General features: G+C 71.1%; 18 protein-coding genes and 1 pseudogene. 14 read left to right on the forward strand and 5 right to left on the reverse strand.

The features are described from left to right. The 4 genes and pseudogenes from FV227_RS29925 to FV227_RS17585 form a co-directional block, all read left to right on the forward strand. Nucleotides 1-124 (forward strand): annotated as a pseudogene (locus FV227_RS29925) (sugar transporter); the annotation flags it as partial. Nucleotides 125-851: 727 nt separating this feature from the next. Then, the gene (locus FV227_RS17575) at nucleotides 852-1,382 is read left to right on the forward strand and encodes a MucR family transcriptional regulator (RefSeq protein ID WP_147729521.1); all 531 of its coding nucleotides are present in this window, start codon (nucleotides 852-854) and stop codon (nucleotides 1,380-1,382) included. Between the two features lie 196 nt (nucleotides 1,383-1,578). Then, the gene (locus FV227_RS17580) at nucleotides 1,579-2,400 is read left to right on the forward strand and encodes an alpha/beta hydrolase (RefSeq protein ID WP_147729520.1); all 822 of its coding nucleotides are present in this window, start codon (nucleotides 1,579-1,581) and stop codon (nucleotides 2,398-2,400) included. Between the two features lie 147 nt (nucleotides 2,401-2,547). Continuing rightward, the gene (locus FV227_RS17585) at nucleotides 2,548-4,047 is read left to right on the forward strand and encodes a Do family serine endopeptidase (RefSeq protein ID WP_147728139.1); all 1,500 of its coding nucleotides are present in this window, start codon (nucleotides 2,548-2,550) and stop codon (nucleotides 4,045-4,047) included. 30 nt (nucleotides 4,048-4,077) lie between these two features. Here FV227_RS17585 and FV227_RS17590 read toward each other — a convergent pair whose 3' ends face one another. Beyond that, entirely contained in the window at nucleotides 4,078-5,595 is a 1,518-nt protein-coding gene (locus FV227_RS17590) for an EAL domain-containing protein (protein WP_243949541.1), read from the reverse strand. 314 nt (nucleotides 5,596-5,909) lie between these two features. Here FV227_RS17590 and FV227_RS17595 point away from each other — a divergent pair, with 314 nt between their 5' ends. The 10 genes from FV227_RS17595 (at nucleotide 5,910) to FV227_RS17640 (ending at nucleotide 14,964) form a co-directional block, all read left to right on the forward strand. Continuing rightward, nucleotides 5,910-7,223, forward strand: a complete 1,314-nt coding sequence (locus tag FV227_RS17595) for a replication-associated recombination protein A (RefSeq protein WP_147728137.1) — start codon at nucleotides 5,910-5,912, stop codon at nucleotides 7,221-7,223. A gap of 8 nt (nucleotides 7,224-7,231) precedes the next feature. Further along, a complete protein-coding gene (locus FV227_RS17600; RefSeq protein ID WP_147728136.1) occupies nucleotides 7,232-7,561 on the forward strand; it encodes a GlpM family protein in 330 nt (109 codons plus the stop codon). Between the two features lie 70 nt (nucleotides 7,562-7,631). After that, nucleotides 7,632-8,879, forward strand: coding sequence for an Hsp70 family protein (locus FV227_RS17605; RefSeq protein WP_147728135.1), 1,248 nt, complete (start codon nucleotides 7,632-7,634; stop codon nucleotides 8,877-8,879). 70 nt (nucleotides 8,880-8,949) lie between these two features. Further along, a complete protein-coding gene (locus tag FV227_RS17610) occupies nucleotides 8,950-10,485 on the forward strand; it encodes an RluA family pseudouridine synthase (protein WP_246686508.1) in 1,536 nt (511 codons plus the stop codon). A gap of 166 nt (nucleotides 10,486-10,651) precedes the next feature. Further along, nucleotides 10,652-11,029, forward strand: a complete 378-nt coding sequence (locus tag FV227_RS17615; RefSeq protein WP_246686509.1) for a hypothetical protein — start codon at nucleotides 10,652-10,654, stop codon at nucleotides 11,027-11,029. 22 nt (nucleotides 11,030-11,051) lie between these two features. Beyond that, complete coding sequence (locus tag FV227_RS17620) at nucleotides 11,052-11,711, forward strand: HAD-IA family hydrolase (protein ID WP_147729967.1); 660 nt, start codon at nucleotides 11,052-11,054, stop codon at nucleotides 11,709-11,711. Between the two features lie 42 nt (nucleotides 11,712-11,753). Then, a complete protein-coding gene (locus FV227_RS17625) occupies nucleotides 11,754-12,548 on the forward strand; it encodes an ATP12 family protein (RefSeq protein ID WP_147859560.1) in 795 nt (264 codons plus the stop codon). Between the two features lie 220 nt (nucleotides 12,549-12,768). Continuing rightward, a complete protein-coding gene (locus FV227_RS17630; protein ID WP_147727895.1) occupies nucleotides 12,769-14,301 on the forward strand; it encodes an acyl-CoA carboxylase subunit beta in 1,533 nt (510 codons plus the stop codon). A gap of 76 nt (nucleotides 14,302-14,377) precedes the next feature. Further along, on the forward strand, nucleotides 14,378-14,638 hold the full coding sequence (locus FV227_RS17635; protein WP_147727896.1) for a type II toxin-antitoxin system HicA family toxin: 261 nt from the start codon (nucleotides 14,378-14,380) through the stop codon (nucleotides 14,636-14,638). Further along, nucleotides 14,635-14,964, forward strand: a complete 330-nt coding sequence (locus FV227_RS17640) for a type II toxin-antitoxin system HicB family antitoxin (RefSeq protein ID WP_147727897.1) — start codon at nucleotides 14,635-14,637, stop codon at nucleotides 14,962-14,964. Before FV227_RS17635 ends, FV227_RS17640 begins: the two co-directional genes overlap by 4 nt. Nucleotides 14,965-14,979: 15 nt before the next feature. Here FV227_RS17640 and FV227_RS17645 read toward each other — a convergent pair whose 3' ends face one another. From FV227_RS17645 to FV227_RS17660, 4 genes are all read right to left on the reverse strand, one after another. After that, the gene (locus FV227_RS17645; RefSeq protein WP_147727898.1) at nucleotides 14,980-15,426 is read right to left on the reverse strand and encodes an ABC transporter ATPase; all 447 of its coding nucleotides are present in this window, start codon (nucleotides 15,424-15,426) and stop codon (nucleotides 14,980-14,982) included. A 61-nt stretch (nucleotides 15,427-15,487) separates the two neighbouring features. Continuing rightward, nucleotides 15,488-16,408, reverse strand: coding sequence for a metallophosphoesterase (locus FV227_RS17650; RefSeq protein ID WP_147727899.1), 921 nt, complete (start codon nucleotides 16,406-16,408; stop codon nucleotides 15,488-15,490). A gap of 147 nt (nucleotides 16,409-16,555) precedes the next feature. Next, the gene (locus FV227_RS17655) at nucleotides 16,556-16,780 is read right to left on the reverse strand and encodes a hypothetical protein (RefSeq protein ID WP_147727900.1); all 225 of its coding nucleotides are present in this window, start codon (nucleotides 16,778-16,780) and stop codon (nucleotides 16,556-16,558) included. A 200-nt stretch (nucleotides 16,781-16,980) separates the two neighbouring features. Beyond that, on the reverse strand, nucleotides 16,981-18,372 hold the full coding sequence (locus tag FV227_RS17660) for an aminotransferase (protein WP_147859561.1): 1,392 nt from the start codon (nucleotides 18,370-18,372) through the stop codon (nucleotides 16,981-16,983). Nucleotides 18,373-18,495 lie beyond the last annotated feature (123 nt).

Raw genomic sequence — 18,495 nt, forward strand, 5'->3', positions numbered from 1 at the left:
AAACCGCGACCTCGTCTACGTCTCCAACGCCCCCTTCACCGAAGTCTCCAAGGTCGTCAGCGTCTTCTCCACCGTCGCAGGCCCCGTCGCATCCGCAGCCTCCGTCTACGCCTACTCACGGTAGGCGACGACCGGCTCGCAACGCCCCTGGACGCCGTTCCGGGACAATCCCGTCGTGCCGCGGCGGCGACGGCGAGCCCGGGCGGGGAGGGGCACGCCCGTCGGGTTCGACGTCGAGGACGGATCCGGCGCGGCAACCGCCGCAGGACGGTCGCGTCGGCCACCGGCGTTCTCGCGTGGCAACCTCGTCGATTCGACGCGCGAACCTCGGATCATGCCGGTCGGCGCCCGAGCGCGCCTCGGCGTGCCGTCGGCCGCCCTTGGCGGATCGACCGCCGCGGTAATCGCGCAACGCGAATCACTTGCCCTTCGCTGGGAACGGCCCATCCGGGCTTTCGCCCGTCGGTCGATCGCTGCGCCGCGCACCGCGCAGCGCCCCACCAGCGAAAAACGGCTAGTCCATCGGTACTAGAACCACCTGACCGATACGCCGAGCAAGGTGTTGCGGCGCGCGATCGCCGCAGGATCGGCATCAGGATTTTTTCCCAACAACCATGGATTGGTGCGACCGCGCGGGAGAATTGCGCACAATTTAGTTCGAATCGGCCGACATTTCCGAACGTTTGTCCGCATCGCTGAGGTTCTTGATCTGCGCATTGCGCCGGAGTACCGCCGATCAGGCCGGAATTCCTCATGATTCGGTCAAAAACCCCGAAATAATCTTGCCGGGTGCCGAAACTGAGCTTACGGTTCGAACTATCACCCGAAGTCAGAATGACGGTACGAAGATCATGAGTGAACCAGACATCGACAAGGCCCGCTTCATCACGTTGGCCGCGGACATCGTCTCCGCCTATGTCAGCAACAATCACGTCCAGAGCGCCGAACTGCCGAAGCTTCTGAGCGATGTGCACGAGGCGATCGTCGGCGTGTCTGGTGCAAATGGCCCGGTCGCCGAGGTCGGGCCGCCGAAGGCGACCGCGCAGGAAATCCGTCGCTCGGTCACGGCGGATTACCTGATCAGCTTCGAGGACGGGAAGCAGTACAAGACCCTGCGCCGGCACCTGACCCTGCGCGGCCTCTCGCCCGAGCAGTATCGCGCGAAGTGGGGCCTGGCGCCCGACTATCCGATGACGTCGCAGAGCTATTCCGAGCAGCGCTCCGAGCTGGCCCGCGCCCTCGGCCTCGGCCAGCAGCGCCGCAAGAACGTGGCGAAGGCCGCCCCGTCCGAGCCGGTGGTCACCGAGGAGGAGGCGCCCGCCGCCGAATCCGAGGCGCCCGCCAAGAAGACCCGCGCGCCCCGGAAGAAGAAGGACGCCTGAGGACCCGCCTCGGCGACCCGGGACGCGACGACACGAGACCTGCGATGCGGAAGGCCGGAGGCGGGATGACCCCTCCGGCCTTTCTGCATTCTACGCGGCCTCGGAACGTTCGGCGCGTCGTCGGCTTGCTTTCGGCGACAGGCTTGCGCGCCGGCCGGGCGGTCGCCGCGGAAGACCATCCGAGCAGGAGCGAGACATGGCCTTCATCGAGACAAAGGACGGCACACGGCTCTACTACAAAGATTGGGGCACCGGCCGGCCGGTGGTGCTGATCCACGGCTGGCCGCTCGACGCCGACATGTGGGAACATCAGATGCCGGTGCTCGCCGAGGCGGGCTACCGGGTCGTCGCCTACGACCGCCGCGGCTTCGGCCGGTCGGACCAGCCTTGGACCGGCTACGATTACGACACCTTCGCCGACGACCTGAAGGCGGTGCTCGACCACATCGATCTTCGCGACGCCGCCCTGGTCGGCTTCTCGATGGGCGGCGGCGAGATCGCCCGCTACATGTCCCGGCACGGCGGCGCGCGCGTCGCGAAGGCGGTGCTGGTCTCCGCGGTGACGCCCTACCTCCTCAAGACCGGCAACAATCCCGACGGCGTCGACGGCAGCCTCTTTCAGGGCATGATCGACGGCCTCGTGAAGGACCGTCCGGCCTTCCTGGCGAACTTCGCCAAGACCTTCTTCGGCGCCGGCGTCTTCCACTCGCCGGTCTCGACGGAGACGATGACCTGGGCCGGCAACCTGGCGATGCTGGCCTCGCCCAAGGCGACGACCGCTTGCGTGAGCGCCTTCGGCACCACCGACTTCCGGGCCGACATGGCGCATTTCACGGTGCCGACGCTGGTGATCCACGGCGACGACGACCAGACCGTGCCGATCGCGGTATCGGGAAAGGCGGCCGCCGCCGCGATCCCCGGCGCGGCGTTCGTCGTCTACGAGGGCGCCCCGCACGCGGTGCCGTTCACCCATGCCGAACGGTTGAACGCCGACCTGCTGGCGTTCCTGAAGGGCTGAACGCGTGCGTGCGCGAGCCCGGGATCGGGCTCTCGCGCGCCGCATTCGGCCGCGATAGACAGGCCGCAAACGCCCGTCGGTCCGGGCCGGCCCGCGCCGCCGCGGGCGGCCCGGCGCCCCGACGACCCCGAGCGCCCGGAGCCCTGCATGCCTCGCCCGTCCACCCCGATCGTCCTGGTCGCCGCGCTGATGCTGGCCGCCGGCCCCGCCGCCGCGCAGATGGCCAAGACACCGGACGTCAAGACACCGGACGTCAAGACCCCGGATGCGCCGCCGCTGAAGTCGGCGATGCCCGAGAAGGCGGCGCCGACGGGCAAGAGCGAGGTGCAGCTCTCCTTCGCCCCCGTGGTGAAGCGGGCGGCGCCCTCGGTGGTGAACGTCTACGCCTCGCACATCGACAAGCGGCCCAACGCCCGCACCAGCGCCATGGACGAGTTCATGCGTCGGTTCTTCGGCGCGGAGGGCGGCCGCGGGCAGGGCGGCGCCCCGGGCGAGCGGGCGCAGAAATCCCTCGGCTCCGGCGTCATCGTCGACGCGTCGGGGCTGATCATCACCAACAATCATGTCATCGACAACATGAACGAGGTCCGCGTCTCGCTGGCCGACCGGCGCGAGTTCGAGGCGACGATCGTGCTGCGCGACCCGCGCACGGATCTCGCCGTGGTGCGGATCACCAACCCGACCGGCGGGCTGATCCCGATGCCGTTCGGCGACTCGGAGAGCCTGGAGGTCGGCGACTTCGTGATGGCGATCGGCAACCCGTTCGGCGTCGGCCAGACGGTGACGCAGGGCATCGTCTCGGCGCTGGCGCGCACCCAGGTCGGCTCGTCGGACTACCAGTTCTTCATCCAGACCGACGCCGCGATCAATCCGGGCAATTCCGGCGGGGCGCTGGTCGACCTGCGCGGGCAATTGATGGGGATCAACACCGCGATCTACTCGCAGTCGGGCGGCAGCCACGGCATCGGCTTCGCGATCCCCGCTAGCATGGTCAAGGCGGTGGTCGAGACCGCCAAGAACGGCGCCACCACCGTGCGGCGGCCCTGGCTCGGCGCGCGGGTGCAGAGCGTGACGCCGGACATCGCCGAGAGCATGGGCCTCGACCATCCGACCGGCGTGCTGGTGGCGAGCCTGCAGGCCAAGAGCCCGGCGGACGAGGCGGGGCTGAAGCGCGGCGACCTGATCCTGACGGTCGACGGCTTGAGCGTCGACGACCCGGAAGCCTTCGGCTACCGCTTCGCGCTCAAGGGCATCACCGGCCAGACCAAGTTCGGCATCCTGCGCGGCACCAGCCGCAGCACGCTCCCGGTCAAGCTGACGCCGGCGCCCGAGACGCGGCCGCGCGACGTGCTGAAGGTCCGCACGCGCTCGCCGTTCTTCGGCGCCACGCTGATCAACACCTCGCCGGCCGTCGCCGAGGAGATGCTGACGGACTTCCCCGTCGACGGGGTCGCGGTGCAGGCGGTCGACGAGAATTCGATCGCGGCGCGCGCCGGCCTGCAGAAGGGCGACATGCTGGTCTCGATCAACGGGCAGCCGGTCTCGACGACGAAGGACGTCGAGCGCGCCACCCGCACCGTGCAGAGCGCCTGGGAGATCGCGATCAACCGCAACGGCGAGGTGCTGACCTCGATGTTCGGCGGCTGAGGCCGCACCGGCCCGGCCGCGACCCCGGCCTCAGGCCGCCTGGAACGCGATGGCGGTGGCCTGGATCTCCTCGAGCGGCTTGCCGATCAGCGCGGTGATCGCGTCCTTCGGCATCGGGGCGCCGAACAGGTAGCCCTGGCCGTAGTCGCAGCCCTGGTCGGAAAGCCAGTCGACGCTAGCATCGGTCTCGATCCCCTCGGCGGTGGTGACCAGCCCGAGGCTGGCGCCGAGCTTGATGATCGCGTCGACGAGCTTGGCCCGCTCGGCGCTCATGGTGATGGTGTCGACGTAGGTGCGGTCGATCTTCAGCTTGTCGAACTTGAGCTCGCGCAGGTGGTACAGGCTGGAATAGCCGGTCCCGAAGTCGTCGAGGGCGATGCGCACGCCGAGGTTCTGCAGCGAGGTCAGGGTCGTGCGGGCCGCCTCCAGGTCCTGCACCAGGGCCGTCTCGGTGATCTCGACCTCGAGGCGGCTCGGGGAGAAGCCGGTCTCGGTCAGGATCGCGAGGATGCGCTCGCACAGCCAGCGGTCCTGGAACTGCTGCGGCGCGATGTTCACCGCGAGCTGGAAATGGGGCGGCCAGTCCCGGGCGTCGAGGCAGGCCTGGCGCAGGAGCTTCATGCTGAGCTCGGCGATGAGGCCGGTCTCCTCCGCGATCCCGATGAAGCAGGCCGGCGCGAGCAGCCCGCGGACCGGGTGCCGCCAGCGGGCCAGCACCTCGACGCCGACCAGCGTCTTCTCCGGCAGCGTCACCACCGGCTGGTAGTACGGCTCGATCGCGCCGCTCGCGATCGCCTCGCGAAGCTCGCTCTCGAGCTGGGCCCGCGCCTTGAGCTCGATGTCCATCGCGCTCTTGAACACGCGGAACACGCCGCGGCCGTCCTTCTTGCCCTGGTACATCGCGAGGTCGGCGGCATGCAGAACCACGTCGGCATCCGCCTGGTCGGCCGAGATCAGGGCGATGCCGATGGTCGCGCCGACCTTCAGCTCGTTGCCCTGCCACTGGATCGGCGCCGCGATCGCCGCGATCAACCCTTGCGCGAGCCGGGTCAGGCCGTCGCTGCCGCCGTCGAGCGGCACGAGCAGGGCGAACTCGTCGCCGCCGAGCCGGGCCGCAAGGCCGGCGTCGGGCGTCAGGGCGGACAGGCGCTCGGCGACGGCGCACAGCACGGCGTTGCCGGCCGCGTGCCCGTAGATGTCGTTGACCGGCTTGAAGCGGTCGAGGTCGACCAGGAGCACCGCCTGGGTCGGGACCAGGGTCGCGGCCGCCCTGCGGCGCTCCAGCGTCTCCAGGAACAGGCGGCGGTTGGCGAGCCCGGTCAGGACGTCGTGGCGTGCCACCGCCTCGGCCTCGGCGGCGGTGATGTCGCGCTCGCGCATCGCCACCCGCAGCAGCAGGGACTTCCGCAGGCTGGCGACGAACACCGCCATTCCCATCAGCGCCACGAGCATGAACTCGTTGGAGAGCTGGTGCGCCTGGACGAAAGCATTGAGCCAGGAGAAAACCTCAAATTGAATTCCGATGACCCATAAACACGCACCGATCATCAGCAAGCAGAGAACCTCGTAAAGCTCTCCTTCGCCCCAGCTGCCGCGTTTTCCGATCATGAACCGTCCCCCCGATCGGTCTCACCCTGAGCACGGGCGAGCTTAAGGGAGTCTCACGCGTCCTGGCGACGGCAGGCGGCACGGCTCGTTTGGCGGACGCCGGACGAAGACTTCGGTCGCGGGGGTAAATGGAGCCTTTCGCCCTTCGTCGGGCACACGCGCCCGCGTCGGCGCCGATCCCGGCCGCTCGAATCAGGCCGACCCGACGTTCGGCGGCCCTTGCCGAGGGAGGGGCGCAGAGTGTTGATGCCGGCATGCCCGACCTGTTCGCAACCGCCGGCCTCGATGCGTCGGCGCCCCGCCCGCTCGCCGACCGGCTCCGGCCCGGTACGCTCGCCGAGGTCGTCGGCCAGGATCACCTCACCGGCCCAGACGGCGCGCTGACGCGGTTGCTGCGCGGGCGGACCTTCGGCTCGCTGGTGTTCTGGGGACCGCCCGGCACCGGCAAGACGACGGTGGCGCGCCTGCTCGCGCACGAGACCGACCTGCATTTCGAGCAGATCTCGGCGATCTTCTCCGGCGTGCCCGACCTGCGCAAGGTGTTCGAGGCCGCGCGCAAGCGCCGGGCGACGGGGCAGGGGACGCTGCTCTTCGTCGACGAGATCCACCGCTTCAACCGGGCGCAGCTCGACGCCTTCCTGCCGGTGATGGAGGACGGGACGGTGACGCTCGTGGGGGCGACCACCGAGAACCCGTCCTTCGAACTCAACGCAGCGCTGCTGTCGCGCGCCCGCGTCCTGCTGTTCCGCGCGCTCGACGACGGCGCCATCGCCAAGCTGATCGCGCGGGCGGAGGACCTGACGGGCCAGGCGCTGCCGCTCACCGAGGAGGCGCGCGGCGTGCTCGTGCGCATGGCCGACGGCGACGGGCGCGCGGCGCTGACCCTGTGCGAGGAGGTCTGGCGCTCCGCCAAGCCCGACGAGATCCTCGACGCGGAGGTGCTGCAGACGCTCGTCCAGCGCCGCGCGCCGATCTACGACAAGGCGCAGGAGGGCCACTACAACCTGATCAGCGCGCTGCACAAGACGGTGCGCGGCTCGGACCCGGACGCGGCCCTGTACTATCTCTGCCGCATGCTCGACGGCGGCGAGGACCGCCTGTTCATCGCCCGCCGGCTGGTGCGGATGGCGGTGGAGGATATCGGGCTCGCCGACCCGCAGGCGCTGGTGATCACCACCGCCGCCAAGGACGCGTTCGACTTCCTCGGCAGCCCCGAGGGCGAGCTCGCCCTGGCGCAGGCGGTGATCTACCTCGCCTGCGCCCCGAAATCGAACGCCGCCTACGAGGCCTACAAGGCCGCGACCCGCATCGCCAAGGAGCACGGCTCGCTGCCGCCGCCGCGCACCATCCTCAACGGCTCGACCAAGCTGATGAAACGGCTCGGCTACGGCGAGGGCTACCGCTACGACCACGACGAGCCGGAGGCGTTCTCGGGGCAGGATTACTGGCCGGAACGGCTCGGCCGCCAGCACCTCTACGCGCCGACCGACCGCGGCATGGAGAGCCGCTACCGCGACCGGCTCGCCCACTGGGAGCAGCTTCGGAAAGCGCGGCGCGAGGAGGGATGAGCGCCGGCATGGACGTCCTCCTGAAAGGCGTGGCCGGCGGCATCGTGACGATGGCGATCGTGCTGGCCTCGCGCCGCGGTAACGTCCTGCCCGGCATCCTGCCGCTGGCGCCGACCTTCGCGATCATCGCGCTGCTCGCGGTCGGGGCGAAGGGCGAGGCCGGCGCCTTCCGCGAGACCTGCCTCGCGGGCGTCTGCACGATTCCCGCCTACCTCGTCTTCCTCGCCGTGGCGTGGTGGCTCGGCGGGTTCTGCGACCATCGCCTCGCCCTCCTCGGCGGGCTTTGTGCATGGCTGCTGGCCGCGCTCGCGATCTTCCTCGCGCCGCGCTGGCTGTGAACGCTGGACCGGGCGCCCGTCAGCCTGTAGGGCACCCGCCCCCCGACCCTTCGCGAAAGACAAAGACCCGATGGCGGCCTGCGGCCTCGATTTCGGCACGTCGAACACGACCCTCGGACACCGCACCGCGCCGGGTCCGCGCCTCGTCCCGCTGGAGGGGCGCCACGTCACCATCCCGAGCGCGATCTTCTTCGAGCCGAACCGCGAGGCGGTGATCGGCCGGGCGGCGACCGAGGCCTATGTCGAGGGCACGCCGGGCCGGATGATGCGCAGCCTCAAGTCGGTGCTGGGCTCCGGCCTGATCGAGGAGACGACCCCGGTCGGGCGCGAGCGCGTGCGCTTCCGCGACGTGATCGGGCGCTACCTCGCCGCGGTGAAGGCGCGGGCCGAGACCGCGGCCGGCGAGACCTTCGACACGGTGGTGCACGGGCGCCCGGTCCACTTCGTCGACGGCGACGCCGAGGGCGACCGCCGGGCCGAGGACACCCTCCACGAGATCGCCGAGAGCATCGGCTTCCGCCACGTCTCGTTCCAGTACGAGCCGATCGCCGCGGCGCTCGACCACGAGCAGAGCGTCCGCAGCGAGGAGATCGCGCTGATCGCCGACATCGGCGGCGGCACCTCGGACTTCTCGATCGTGCGGCTGTCGCCCGAGCGGCATGCCAAGGCGGAGCGGGCCGACGACATCCTCGCCAACGACGGCGTCCGCATCGGCGGCACCGACTTCGACCGCTTCCTCAGCCTCGGCACGGTGATGCCGCTGCTCGGCCTCGGCAGCCCGATGAAGCGCCCCGAGCTCTCGGTGCCGAACGCCTATTTCCACGACCTCGCCACGTGGTCGAGCATCAACCGGCTCTACAACGCCAAGACCCTGCGCGAGATCGCCGAGATCATCCGCGACGGCGCGCGTCCGGACCTCGTCGAGCGCCTGCGCACGGTGGTCGAGCTGGAGCGCGGGCATTCACTCGCCATCGCCGTCGAGGGCGCCAAGATCGCCGCCTCGAACGACGGCGCCTCCGAGGTCGATCTCGATTGGGTCGAGCCGGGCCTGGCGGCCTCGGTCGACCGGACGGCCCTCGTGTCCCACACCGAACCGCTGGCGGTGCGGATCTCCGAGCGGGTCGGGCGCTGCCTCGCCCAGGCGGGCTTGCGCGCGGACCGGATCGATTCGCTGTTCCTCACCGGCGGCTCCACCGGCCTGCCGCATGTCCGCCAAGGGCTGACGTCCTGCCTGCCCGGCGCCCGCGTCGTCGAGGGCGACACCTTCGGCTCGGTCGGCATCGGTCTCACCATCGAGGCGATCCGCCGGGCGGCCTGAGCCGCGACGCCGGCCTGCCGTGCGGCGAGGGCGAATTGTCGCCGCCGCGGGCGGGTGCTAACGCCCTCGCATGACAGGCAATCCACCACGCGGCGGCGGCTCGGCCGGGAAAGGCTCCGGCCGGGGTCCGGACAAGGGCGCAGGCAAGACCGTCGGCAAGGGCTCCGGCCGTCCGCCCGCCGCGAAGTCCGCGGCCGGCAAAGCCGCGGCCGGAAAGGCCGCCTTCGGCAAGAGCGCGAGCCGCGGCCCCCGCGCCGGCGGTCCCGGGAAGCCGGGATTCGGCCGGCCCGAGCGCGCCGGCACCGGTCCGCGCAGCTCGGCGCTGGACGCGGCACAGCGCGCTGCGCAGCTTCGCGGCGACGACGCGACCGGACGGTCGCCCTGGGGCGAGGTCGAGGGGGCCGAGCCGGCCCCCCGGCCCGCCCGCGCGCCGCGGCGCCCGGCGCTGGAGGAGCACGCCTCGACGGAGCAGACCCGCGCCGAGCCGTCCCGTACCAAGCCGGCGATCGCGCGGGCGACCCGTCCGCGGCCGGCCGACGAGATGCTAGCGCCCCTCGCCGAGGGACCGACCCGGCGCCAGCAGCGCGCGGCGGCCTCGGCGACGCTGGCGTCCGGCGTGCAGACGCTGACCGTCGAGACCGACGAGGCCGGGATGCGGATCGACCGCTTCCTCACCGCGCGGTTCCCGCAGCTGCCCTTCGCCCGGGTCCAGAGCATCGTCCGCAAGGGCGAGCTGCGGGTCGACGGCAAGCGCGCCAAGCCCAACGACCGACTCGAGCCGGGCATGGCGGTGCGGGTGCCGCCGCTCAAGCTCGACCAGCCCGCCGACCGGCCGCGCAACCCGGTGCGGGACCAGAACGACGCCGAGTTCATCCGCTCGCTGATCCTCTACGAGGACGCGGACATGATGGTGCTGAACAAGCCGTTCGGCCTGGCGGTCCAGGGCGGCTCGGGCACCGTCCGGCACGTGGACGGGCTGCTCGAGGCGCTGGCCGGCCCACACGGGCAGAAGCCGCGCCTCGTCCACCGCCTCGACAAGGACACCGCCGGCTGCCTGATCGTCGCCAAGACCCGGGTCGCGGCGGCGACGCTCGCCAAGAGCTTCCGCTCGCGGGCGGCCCGGAAGATCTACTGGGCGCTCACCGCCGGCGTGCCGCGCACGCCGCAGGGCCGGGTCTCGACCTACCTCGTCAAGGAGGAGCCGACCGATGCCGACGCCCGCATGCGGATCGCCCAGCACGGCGAGGAGGGCGCCACCCACGCGCTGACCTACTACGCCACCGTCGACCAGGCGGCGCAGAAGGTGTCGTGGCTGTCGTTCAAGCCGGTGACCGGGCGGACGCACCAATTGCGGGCGCATGCCGCCCATATCGGGCATCCGATCGTCGGCGACCCGAAATACTTCTCGGTCGAGAACTGGGCGCTGCCCGGCGGCATCCAGAACCGGCTCCACCTGCTCGCCCGCCGGATCGTGATCCCGCATCCGCGCACCGGCAAGCCGATCGACGTGAGCGCGCCGCTGCCGCCGCACATGGCCCAGAGCTGGAACCTGCTCGGTTTCGATGCCGCGCGCTACGACCCGATCGTCGACGCGCCGGAGGCGTGAGGCCAAGCGTTCGTGATCGCGGCGGCGACCGGCCGTCGTGCACCGCGCGGGCCGCGAGGGTTGGCAACCGCCCCGCGAGGCTCATATCCTCGAAGGGCACCGGGCCGGCGGCCATCCGCCCTGGGCACCCGGCCGACATCGACCCTCGTGGTGAGACCTGATCGACATGAAGCTCACGACGCTGGCCTGCCTCGCCGCCCTCGGCCTGCTCGGCCCCGAGACGCTGGCGACGGCCGCGCCCGCGGCGCCCCCGAGCGCGCAGGCGCAGCCGTCGCTGGGCCGCGCGGGGCCGCCCAGCGCCCGCAGCGGCGACAAGCGGCGGCGTTCGTACGCCGCGTGCAACCGCGCCTCGCATGCGCGCGCGCTCCACGGCGGCAGGCGGCGCCGATTCCTGATCCGGTGCAAGCTCGGCTACGAGCGGCCGCGCACCCCGTCGGCGGCGCAGCAGCAGGCGGCCCCGACGGCCGCACCGGCTCCCGCGTCGGCGCCCGCGTCGGCCCCGCCGACGCCATCGGCGCCGGCTCCCGCGGAGCGCAGGCCGTGAGGCGGCCCTGCCGTCCCGGCACGTGAAGCTCGTCGTCTTCGACGTCGACGGCACCTTGGTCGACAGCCAGCACCTGATCGTCGCCGCGCAGGGCACGGCGTTCGCCGAGAATGGGCTTCCGGCGCCGAGCCGCGCCGAATCGCTCTCCGTGGTCGGCCTCTCGCTGCCGCAGGCGTTCCGGCGCCTCGTCGGGGACGACGGCCCGGTCGCCGAGCTGTCCGAGAGCTACAAGCGTGCGTTCAACGCCCTCCGGCTCGACCCGGACTACGAGGAGCCGCTGTTTCCCGGCATGGGCGAGCTGATCGCGCGGCTGCACGCCCGCGACGACGTGCGGCTCGGCATCGCCACCGGCAAGTCGCGGCGCGGCGTCGACCACCTCGTCGCCTTCAACGGCTGGGAAGGGTGGTTCGCCACCACCCAGACCGCCGACGACGCGCCCTCAAAGCCCGATCCCGCGATGCTGCTCCAGGCGATGGCGGAGGCGGGCGTCGGCCCGTCGGCGACCGTGATGGTCGGGGACACCAGCTACGACATGGCGATGGCGGTGGCGGCGGGCGCCGCGGCCATCGGCGTCGCCTGGGGCTATCATCCCGCCGGCGCCCTGTTCGGCGCCGGCGCCGTGACCGTCGTGGACACGGCCTCGGCCCTCGGCGACCTGTTCCGGGACGGGTCCGGCGGCTGATCGGGCTCGCGAAACCGCACCCGATCGCCTATCTCCGAAGCCATGAGCGACGACGTCACGCAAGACTGGCTGGGCCAGCCCTCCGACACCCCGCGCCCCGACCCGATGCGGGCGGTGCGCGACCACGGCAAGCCGGTGCTGCCGAAGCGCTTCTACAAGGAGACCGGGTTCGCGGAGGGCGCGGGCGGCTTCCGCCTGACGCTGGACGGACGCCCGGCCAACACGCCGGCGCGCAACCCGCTGGCGGCGCCGACGCTGGCGCTGGCCGAGCGCCTCGCCGCCGAGTGGGCGGCCCAGGGCGAGACCATCGACCCGGCCGGGATGCCGTTCACGCGGCTGATCAACACCGCGATCGACGGCGTCGCCCCGCGCATGGCGGCGGTGGCCGAGGATCTGTGGCCCTACGCCAGCACCGACCTCGTCGCCTATCGCGCCGGCTCGCCCGAGCGCCTGGTCGCGGCGCAAGCCGAAGCCTGGGACCCGATCGTCGCGTGGGCGCGCGAGGCGCTGGGCGCCCGGCTGATCCTGAGCGAGGGCGTGATGCACGTCACGCAGCCGGAGGATTCGGTCGCGGCCCTGCGCCGGGCGGTGTCGGCGATCGACGACCCGTTCCGGCTCGCCGCCTTCCACACCCTGACGACCTTGACCGGCTCTCTGCTGATCGCGCTGGCGGTGCTCGCCGGCCGCCTCACCGCGGAGGAGGGGTGGGACGCGGCCCATGTCGACGAGACCTACCAGGCTGCCGTCTGGGGCGCCGACGAGGATGCCGCGACCCGGCTCGCCGGGCGCAAGGTCGAGTTCCTGGCCGCGGCCGAGGTGGCGGCGCTCGCGCGCTGAGCGAAGTGGTCGCGCTGGCGCGCCCGGCGAGGTGGCGGGCCAGGCTTTGCCGGAGCGGTCGCGCACCGGAAAATTCGCCTTGTCGCCTCGCCAAATCAGGTTCAATTCCCCGGCGCGGAACCGCGTGCTAAGGCGCTTCGAAGCTTGAGCGGGCCGGCCTCCTCGGCCAGCTTAGGCAAGACAAGACTCTTCCGACGCCCGAGGCAGGACCGCTCGACCCATGAAGGACATTCTGGAAAAGCTCGAGGAGCGCCGGTCGCTCGCCCGCCTCGGCGGCGGCGAGAAGCGGGTCGACGCCCAGCACAAGCGCGGCAAGCTCACGGCGCGCGAGCGCATCGAGCTCCTGCTCGACCACGGGTCGTTCGAGGAGTTCGACATGTTCGTGCAGCACCGCTCGACCGATTTCGGGATGGAGAAGCAGAAGATCCCCGGCGACGGCGTCGTCACCGGCTGGGGCACGGTCAACGGCCGGACCGTGTTCCTGTTCTCGAAGGACTTCACCGTGTTCGGCGGCTCGCTCTCCGAGACGCACGCGCAGAAGATCATCAAGGTCCAGGACATGGCCCTGAAGATGCGCGCCCCGATCATCGGCATCTTCGATGCCGGCGGCGCGCGCATCCAGGAGGGCGTGGCGGCGCTCGGCGGCTACGGCGAGGTGTTCCGGCGCAACGTCGCGGCGTCCGGCGTCATCCCGCAGATCTCGGTGATCATGGGGCCGTGCGCGGGCGGCGACGTCTACTCGCCGGCGATGACCGACTTCATCTTTATGGTCCGCGACACGAGCTACATGTTCGTCACGGGTCCCGACGTGGTGAAGACCGTCACCAACGAGGTCGTCACCGCGGAAGAGCTCGGCGGGGCCAAGGTCCACACCACGAAGTCGTCGATCGCCGACGGCGCGTTCGAGAACGACGTCGAGGCGATCCTGCAGATCCGCCGGCTGCTCGACTTCCTCCCGGCCAACAACATCGACGGCGTGCCGGAGATCGAGAGCTTCGACGACCCGCTGCGGCTCGACAAGTCGCTCGACACGCTGATCCCGGACAACCCGAACAAGCCCTACGACATGGGCGAGCTGATTCGCCGGGTCGTCGACGAGGGCGACTTCTTCGAGATCCAGGCGGCCTACGCCCGCAACATCATGACCGGCTTCGGCCGGATCGAGGGCCGCACGGTCGGGTTCGTGGCCAACCAGCCGATGGTGCTGGCGGGCGTCCTCGACTCGGACGCCTCGCGCAAGGCCGCCCGCTTCGTGCGCTTCTGCGACGCCTTCTCGATCCCGATCGTGACCTTCGTCGACGTTCCGGGCTTCCTGCCGGGCACCGCGCAGGAATACGGCGGCCTGATCAAGCACGGCGCCAAGCTGCTGTTCGCCTACTCCCAGGCGACGGTGCCGCTGGTGACGATCATCACGCGAAAGGCCTTCGGCGGCGCCTACGACGTGATGGCCTCCAAGCATGTCGGCGCCGACCTGAACTACGCCTGGCCGACCGCGCAGATTGCGGTGATGGGCGCCAAGGGCGCCGTCGAGATCATCTTCCGCAGCGAGCTCGGCGACACCGACAAGATCGCCGCGCGCACCGGCGAGTACGAGGACCGCTTCCTGTCGCCGTTCGTGGCGGCCGAGCGCGGCTACATCGACGAGGTGATCATGCCGCATTCCACCCGCAAGCGCATCGCGCGGGCGCTGGGCATGCTGCGCACCAAGGAGATGGAGCAGCCCTGGAAGAAGCACGACAACATCCCGCTCTGAGGGCGGGAGGCAACGAGGTGCGGGTCGTCGACCGCACCGCGAAGGCACGTCTTGTGATACTGGCTGCTGATATCATATGAAGCTCGGCGGACGGCATCGGACGACGCTGGCGGCGATCTTCGCCGACCCCGTGCGCTCGGGTGTCGTCTGGTCCGACATTGAGTCCCTGATGAGCGCGTGCGGCGCGGAGATCACGGAAGGCCGCGGGTCGCGGATCCGGGTGGCCCTGCACGGGGTGCGGGCGGTGTTTCACCGGCCTCATCCGCAGGAGGAGACGGACAAGGGCGCGGTCAAGTCGGTGCGACGCTTCCTGATCGAGGCTGGAGTCACGCCATGACGACGATGCAGTATCGGAACTACGAAGCCTCCGTCGAATACGATGCGGAAGCCGATATTTTTCACGGCGAGGTCTTGGATCTCCGCGACGTGATCACGTTCCAGGGCCGGTCCGTCGACGAGCTGAAGCAGGCGCTCGCCGACAGCGTCGAGGATTACCTAGCCTTCTGCGCCGAGCGCGGGGAAGAGCCGGAGAAGGCCTTTTCCGGGCAGTTCGTGGTGCGCGTCGAGCCGGGCCTGCATCGCGCGCTGGTCTCGTCGGCGCGCCGGGCCGGAATCAGCCTCAACAAGTGGGTCGCCCGCACGTTGGAGCAGGCGGCCGATTGAGGCGGCCCTCCGCGCTCAGCTCCGGTCGCTGTGCTCGATCACGGCGCACATCGTCAGGGGGCCCTTGTCGGTGCCCGAGACGGAGCAGGTGATGCGGGCGCCGCCGGCGTCGACGTTGCTGTGGCGCAGGCGGCTCGCGGCCTCGCGGGCCTTGTGGGCCGCCGTCTCGATCACGTCGGCCGCGATGCCGGTGACGGCGTGGCCGGCCTTGCCGAACAGGGCGTAGTAGCCGTCGGGCGGGGCGTCGCCGCGGAACTGCGCGCCGACCGACGAGAGCTGCGGGCCGCCGCAGGACAGCGTCAGGGTGGTGCCGTCGCCGGCCGTGAAGTTGGCGAAGTCGGCGCTGCGGTTGCCGGGACTCGCCGTCGTCGCCTTGGCGACCTTGTCGATCAGGTCGCCGCATTCGTCGGCGAGCGCCGGGACGGGCAGGGCGAGGATGAGGCCGACGAGGAGCGCGCGCATGACGGGAACGTAGCGTGCGTGCGCGAAACGGCCAGCGCCGGCGCGTGAGGCGTCTCGCCGCTCAGGCGGTGGGCGACGGGCTCGACCCGAGCTCGAGCAGAACGATCTCGGGCGGCACGCCGAGGCGGACCGGGATGCGGCTGACGCCGAACCCGCCCGAGACGATCATGTGGCGCCCGTCGGTGACGACGTGGCCGTAGGAATAGTCGTGCCCGTGGATCGGGCGGATCGCCGGCGAACGGCCGAGCAGGCGGATCTGGCCGCCATGGGTGTGCCCGGCAAGCGTCAGCGACACCCGCTCCGGCACGTCGACGAAGGCGTCCGGCTCGTGGATCATCAGGATCACCGGCGCCGCGTCGGTCACCTTGGCCATCGTCGCGGGCAGGTCGTCGCGACCGCTGTCGTCGTCGAAGACCAGGAACGGCTGCTGGTCGCCCAGCCCCGCGATCCAGAACGGGTGCCCGTCCTTGGAAAGGCGCAGCGCGTCGTTCTCCATCACCGGGATGCCGACCGCCTCGAGCACGCGGCGTGCTTCCGGCACGCCGCCGCGGGCCGCCTGGGCGGCCGCGTCGTCCCACCAATCGTGGTTGCCGAGGATCGAGTAGGTGCCGAGCGGCGCGCGCAGGCCCGCGGCGAGCCGCGCGAACTCGGGCAGCGGCACGCGCTTCCAGGCGATGCGGCCGGCGGCCGGATAGTCGCCGAGCATGAGGATCAGGTCGGGCGACAGCGCGTTCGTCGCGTCGACGATCTCGGCGACGCGGTCGAGCGGCATGAACGGCTCGCAGACGTGGAAGTCGGCGAGCACCGCGACCTTGAGGGCGAGCCCCGGCGCCCAACCCGGCAGGCGCGGGGCGTAGCGGGTCACCACGAGGCGATGCAGCGGCTCGACGCCGAAGGCGTAGGCACCGGTCGAAAGCCCCGCCGCAGCGAAGGTGCCGCCGATTCCGGTCAGGACCTGCCTGCGGCTCGGCAGGATCAGCATGGAAGCCTCGGGTTCGCGTCTGTCGGGCGCTCCTAGCGCGGCACTCCGGCGAAAGCGCGGCGCGGGCTGGGAGCGGGCGACGATGACGCGAACCCGTCGAGAAAGTCTGAACCGAACCGTCGGGAACGGGGCGGTTCGCGCGATCGGTCAGTCGATCGGCGCATCCTCGTGCACGATGCCGAGCACGCCCTTGCGGTTGGTCTGCGGGGCGACCTTGCCGGCCGGCTTCACCGAGTGGGCGGCTGCGGCGAGCGCCGGAAGCGCGAGGGGACGGAAGCCGTAGCGGGCCTCGGCCTGGTCCATCTGCCGGCGCTCGGGCTCGTGAGCCTGGGCCTGCATCTCCGAACCTTGCATCGCATCGGGGGCGTACATGGGTTTGCGTCCTGTGGTCGTTCGCGTGACGGTCGCGCCGTCGCTTCGTGCCCCCACGCCGCTCCAGGGCGGTGGCGGGCGATTCGAGATCATCCCCCGGGTCCTGAGCCGGCGGATGAACGATAAGGGTGCAGCCGGGATGAACGCAGGCTTAAGAAAGCGCTGCCGCGTCGCAGCATTCCAGGGGGCGCAGTACGGTGCTAGAGGGATGGCATCGCCTCCAGCCCTTCGGCGCGGATCCACGCCGCGGTCCGGTCGAGCGCCCGTGTCAGGCGGTCGAACAGGGCGTCGATCTCGTCCGCGGTGATGATCAGTGGCGGGCAGACGGCGATGCGGTCGCCCATCAGGAAGCGCACGATCAGCCCTTCCGCTTGCGCGAAGGCGACGCAGCGGGCGGCCACCCCGGCCTTCGGCTCGTACTGCCGGCGCGAGGCCTTGTCGGCGACGATCTCGAGCCCGCCGATCAGGCCGAGGCCGCGCGCTTCGCCGACGATCGGGTGCTCGGCCAACGCGGACAGCCGCGCCTGGAAGTGCGGCGCCTTCGCCGCCACGCCCTCGACGATGCGCTCGCGCTTGTAGATCTCGATGGTCTTCAGGGCGACGGCGCAGGCGACCGGGTGGCCGGAATAGGTGGTGCCGTGCCCGAAGGTGCCGATCTTCCGGCTCTGCTCGCGCATCGCCTCGTAGAGCGGCTCGTCGATCGAGACGCCGCCGAGCGGCACGTAGCCCGAGGTCAGGGCCTTGGCGAAGGAGAGTGTGTCCGGCCGCATCCCCAGCGCCTCGCTGCCGAACCAGGTGCCGAGGCGGCCGAAGCCGCAGATCACCTCGTCGGCGATGAAGCGCACGTCGTAGCGGGCGAGCACCGCCTGGATCGCCGCGAAGTAGCCCTCCGGCGGGACGATGGCGCCGCCCGCGCCCATCACCGGCTCGGCGACGAAGGCGGCCACCGTCTCCGGCCCCTCCCGCAGGATCGTGGCCTCGAGCTCGTCGGCCAGCCGCTGCGAGAACGCCGCCTCCGTCTCGCCGGGCTCGGCAAACCGGTAGACGTGCGGGCAGCCGACATGGAGGAAGCCCGGCAGCGGCAGGTCCCAATCGGTGTGGTTGGCCGGCAGCCCGGTCATCGAGGCGGTGGCGATGGTGACGCCGTGATAGCCGCGCTGGCGCCCGATGATCTTCTTCTTCTTCGGCCGGCCCAGCGCATTGTTCAGGTACCAGGCCAGCTTGACCTGCGTGTCGTTCGCCTCCGATCCCGACGAGGTGAAGAAGATCTTCGAGGTCGGGACCGGCATCAGCTCCTTCAGCACCTCGGCCAGCTCGATCGCCGGATCGTGGCTGCGGCCGGAGAACAGGTGGGTGAACGGGAGCTTGCCCATCTGCGCGCGGGCGGCCTCGACGAGCTCGCCGTTGGAGTAGCCGAGCGCCGTGCACCACAGCCCCGCCATGCCCTCGATGTAGGGGCGGCCTTCCGTGTCGTAGACGTGGACGCCCTCGCCGCGCTCGAGCACCAGCGGCCCGGCGCCCCGGTGCGCATCGAGATTGGTGTAGGGGTGGATCAGGGTTTCGACGTCGCGGACGGCGAGGTTCGAGAGCATGCGGGCGATCCGGTGCTGTGGCGCGTAGGCCCGCCACACTACCGACCCGATGCGGGCTCAGGTACCCCGGCAGAACCGCGCGGCCTCGGCCGGGCCCCTTTCGTAACCGCGAAGCCTCGACGC

The organism is Methylobacterium sp. WL119, from assembly GCF_008039875.1.
Classification (GTDB): Bacteria; Pseudomonadota; Alphaproteobacteria; order Rhizobiales; family Beijerinckiaceae; genus Methylobacterium.

What these genes read in the sequence shown, in the direction of transcription:
- FV227_RS17585 (WP_147728139.1), top strand. Translation starts at nt 2,548, where the DNA reads ATGCCTCGCCCGTCCACCCCGATCGTCCTGGTCGCCGCGCTGATGCTG.
- FV227_RS17590 (WP_243949541.1), bottom strand. Translation starts at nt 5,595, where the DNA reads ATGATCGGTGCGTGTTTATGGGTCATCGGAATTCAATTTGAGGTTTTC.
- FV227_RS17610 (WP_246686508.1), top strand. Translation starts at nt 8,950, where the DNA reads ATGACAGGCAATCCACCACGCGGCGGCGGCTCGGCCGGGAAAGGCTCC.
- FV227_RS17640 (WP_147727897.1), top strand. Translation starts at nt 14,635, where the DNA reads ATGACGACGATGCAGTATCGGAACTACGAAGCCTCCGTCGAATACGAT.
- FV227_RS17615 (WP_246686509.1), top strand. Translation starts at nt 10,652, where the DNA reads ATGAAGCTCACGACGCTGGCCTGCCTCGCCGCCCTCGGCCTGCTCGGC.
- FV227_RS17645 (WP_147727898.1), bottom strand. Translation starts at nt 15,426, where the DNA reads ATGCGCGCGCTCCTCGTCGGCCTCATCCTCGCCCTGCCCGTCCCGGCG.
- FV227_RS17625 (WP_147859560.1), top strand. Translation starts at nt 11,754, where the DNA reads ATGAGCGACGACGTCACGCAAGACTGGCTGGGCCAGCCCTCCGACACC.
- FV227_RS17595 (WP_147728137.1), top strand. Translation starts at nt 5,910, where the DNA reads ATGCCCGACCTGTTCGCAACCGCCGGCCTCGATGCGTCGGCGCCCCGC.
- FV227_RS17660 (WP_147859561.1), bottom strand. Translation starts at nt 18,372, where the DNA reads ATGCTCTCGAACCTCGCCGTCCGCGACGTCGAAACCCTGATCCACCCC.
- FV227_RS17630 (WP_147727895.1), top strand. Translation starts at nt 12,769, where the DNA reads ATGAAGGACATTCTGGAAAAGCTCGAGGAGCGCCGGTCGCTCGCCCGC.
- FV227_RS17650 (WP_147727899.1), bottom strand. Translation starts at nt 16,408, where the DNA reads ATGCTGATCCTGCCGAGCCGCAGGCAGGTCCTGACCGGAATCGGCGGC.
- FV227_RS17655 (WP_147727900.1), bottom strand. Translation starts at nt 16,780, where the DNA reads ATGTACGCCCCCGATGCGATGCAAGGTTCGGAGATGCAGGCCCAGGCT.
- FV227_RS17575 (WP_147729521.1), top strand. Translation starts at nt 852, where the DNA reads ATGAGTGAACCAGACATCGACAAGGCCCGCTTCATCACGTTGGCCGCG.
- FV227_RS17580 (WP_147729520.1), top strand. Translation starts at nt 1,579, where the DNA reads ATGGCCTTCATCGAGACAAAGGACGGCACACGGCTCTACTACAAAGAT.
- FV227_RS17605 (WP_147728135.1), top strand. Translation starts at nt 7,632, where the DNA reads ATGGCGGCCTGCGGCCTCGATTTCGGCACGTCGAACACGACCCTCGGA.
- FV227_RS17600 (WP_147728136.1), top strand. Translation starts at nt 7,232, where the DNA reads ATGGACGTCCTCCTGAAAGGCGTGGCCGGCGGCATCGTGACGATGGCG.
- FV227_RS17635 (WP_147727896.1), top strand. Translation starts at nt 14,378, where the DNA reads ATGAAGCTCGGCGGACGGCATCGGACGACGCTGGCGGCGATCTTCGCC.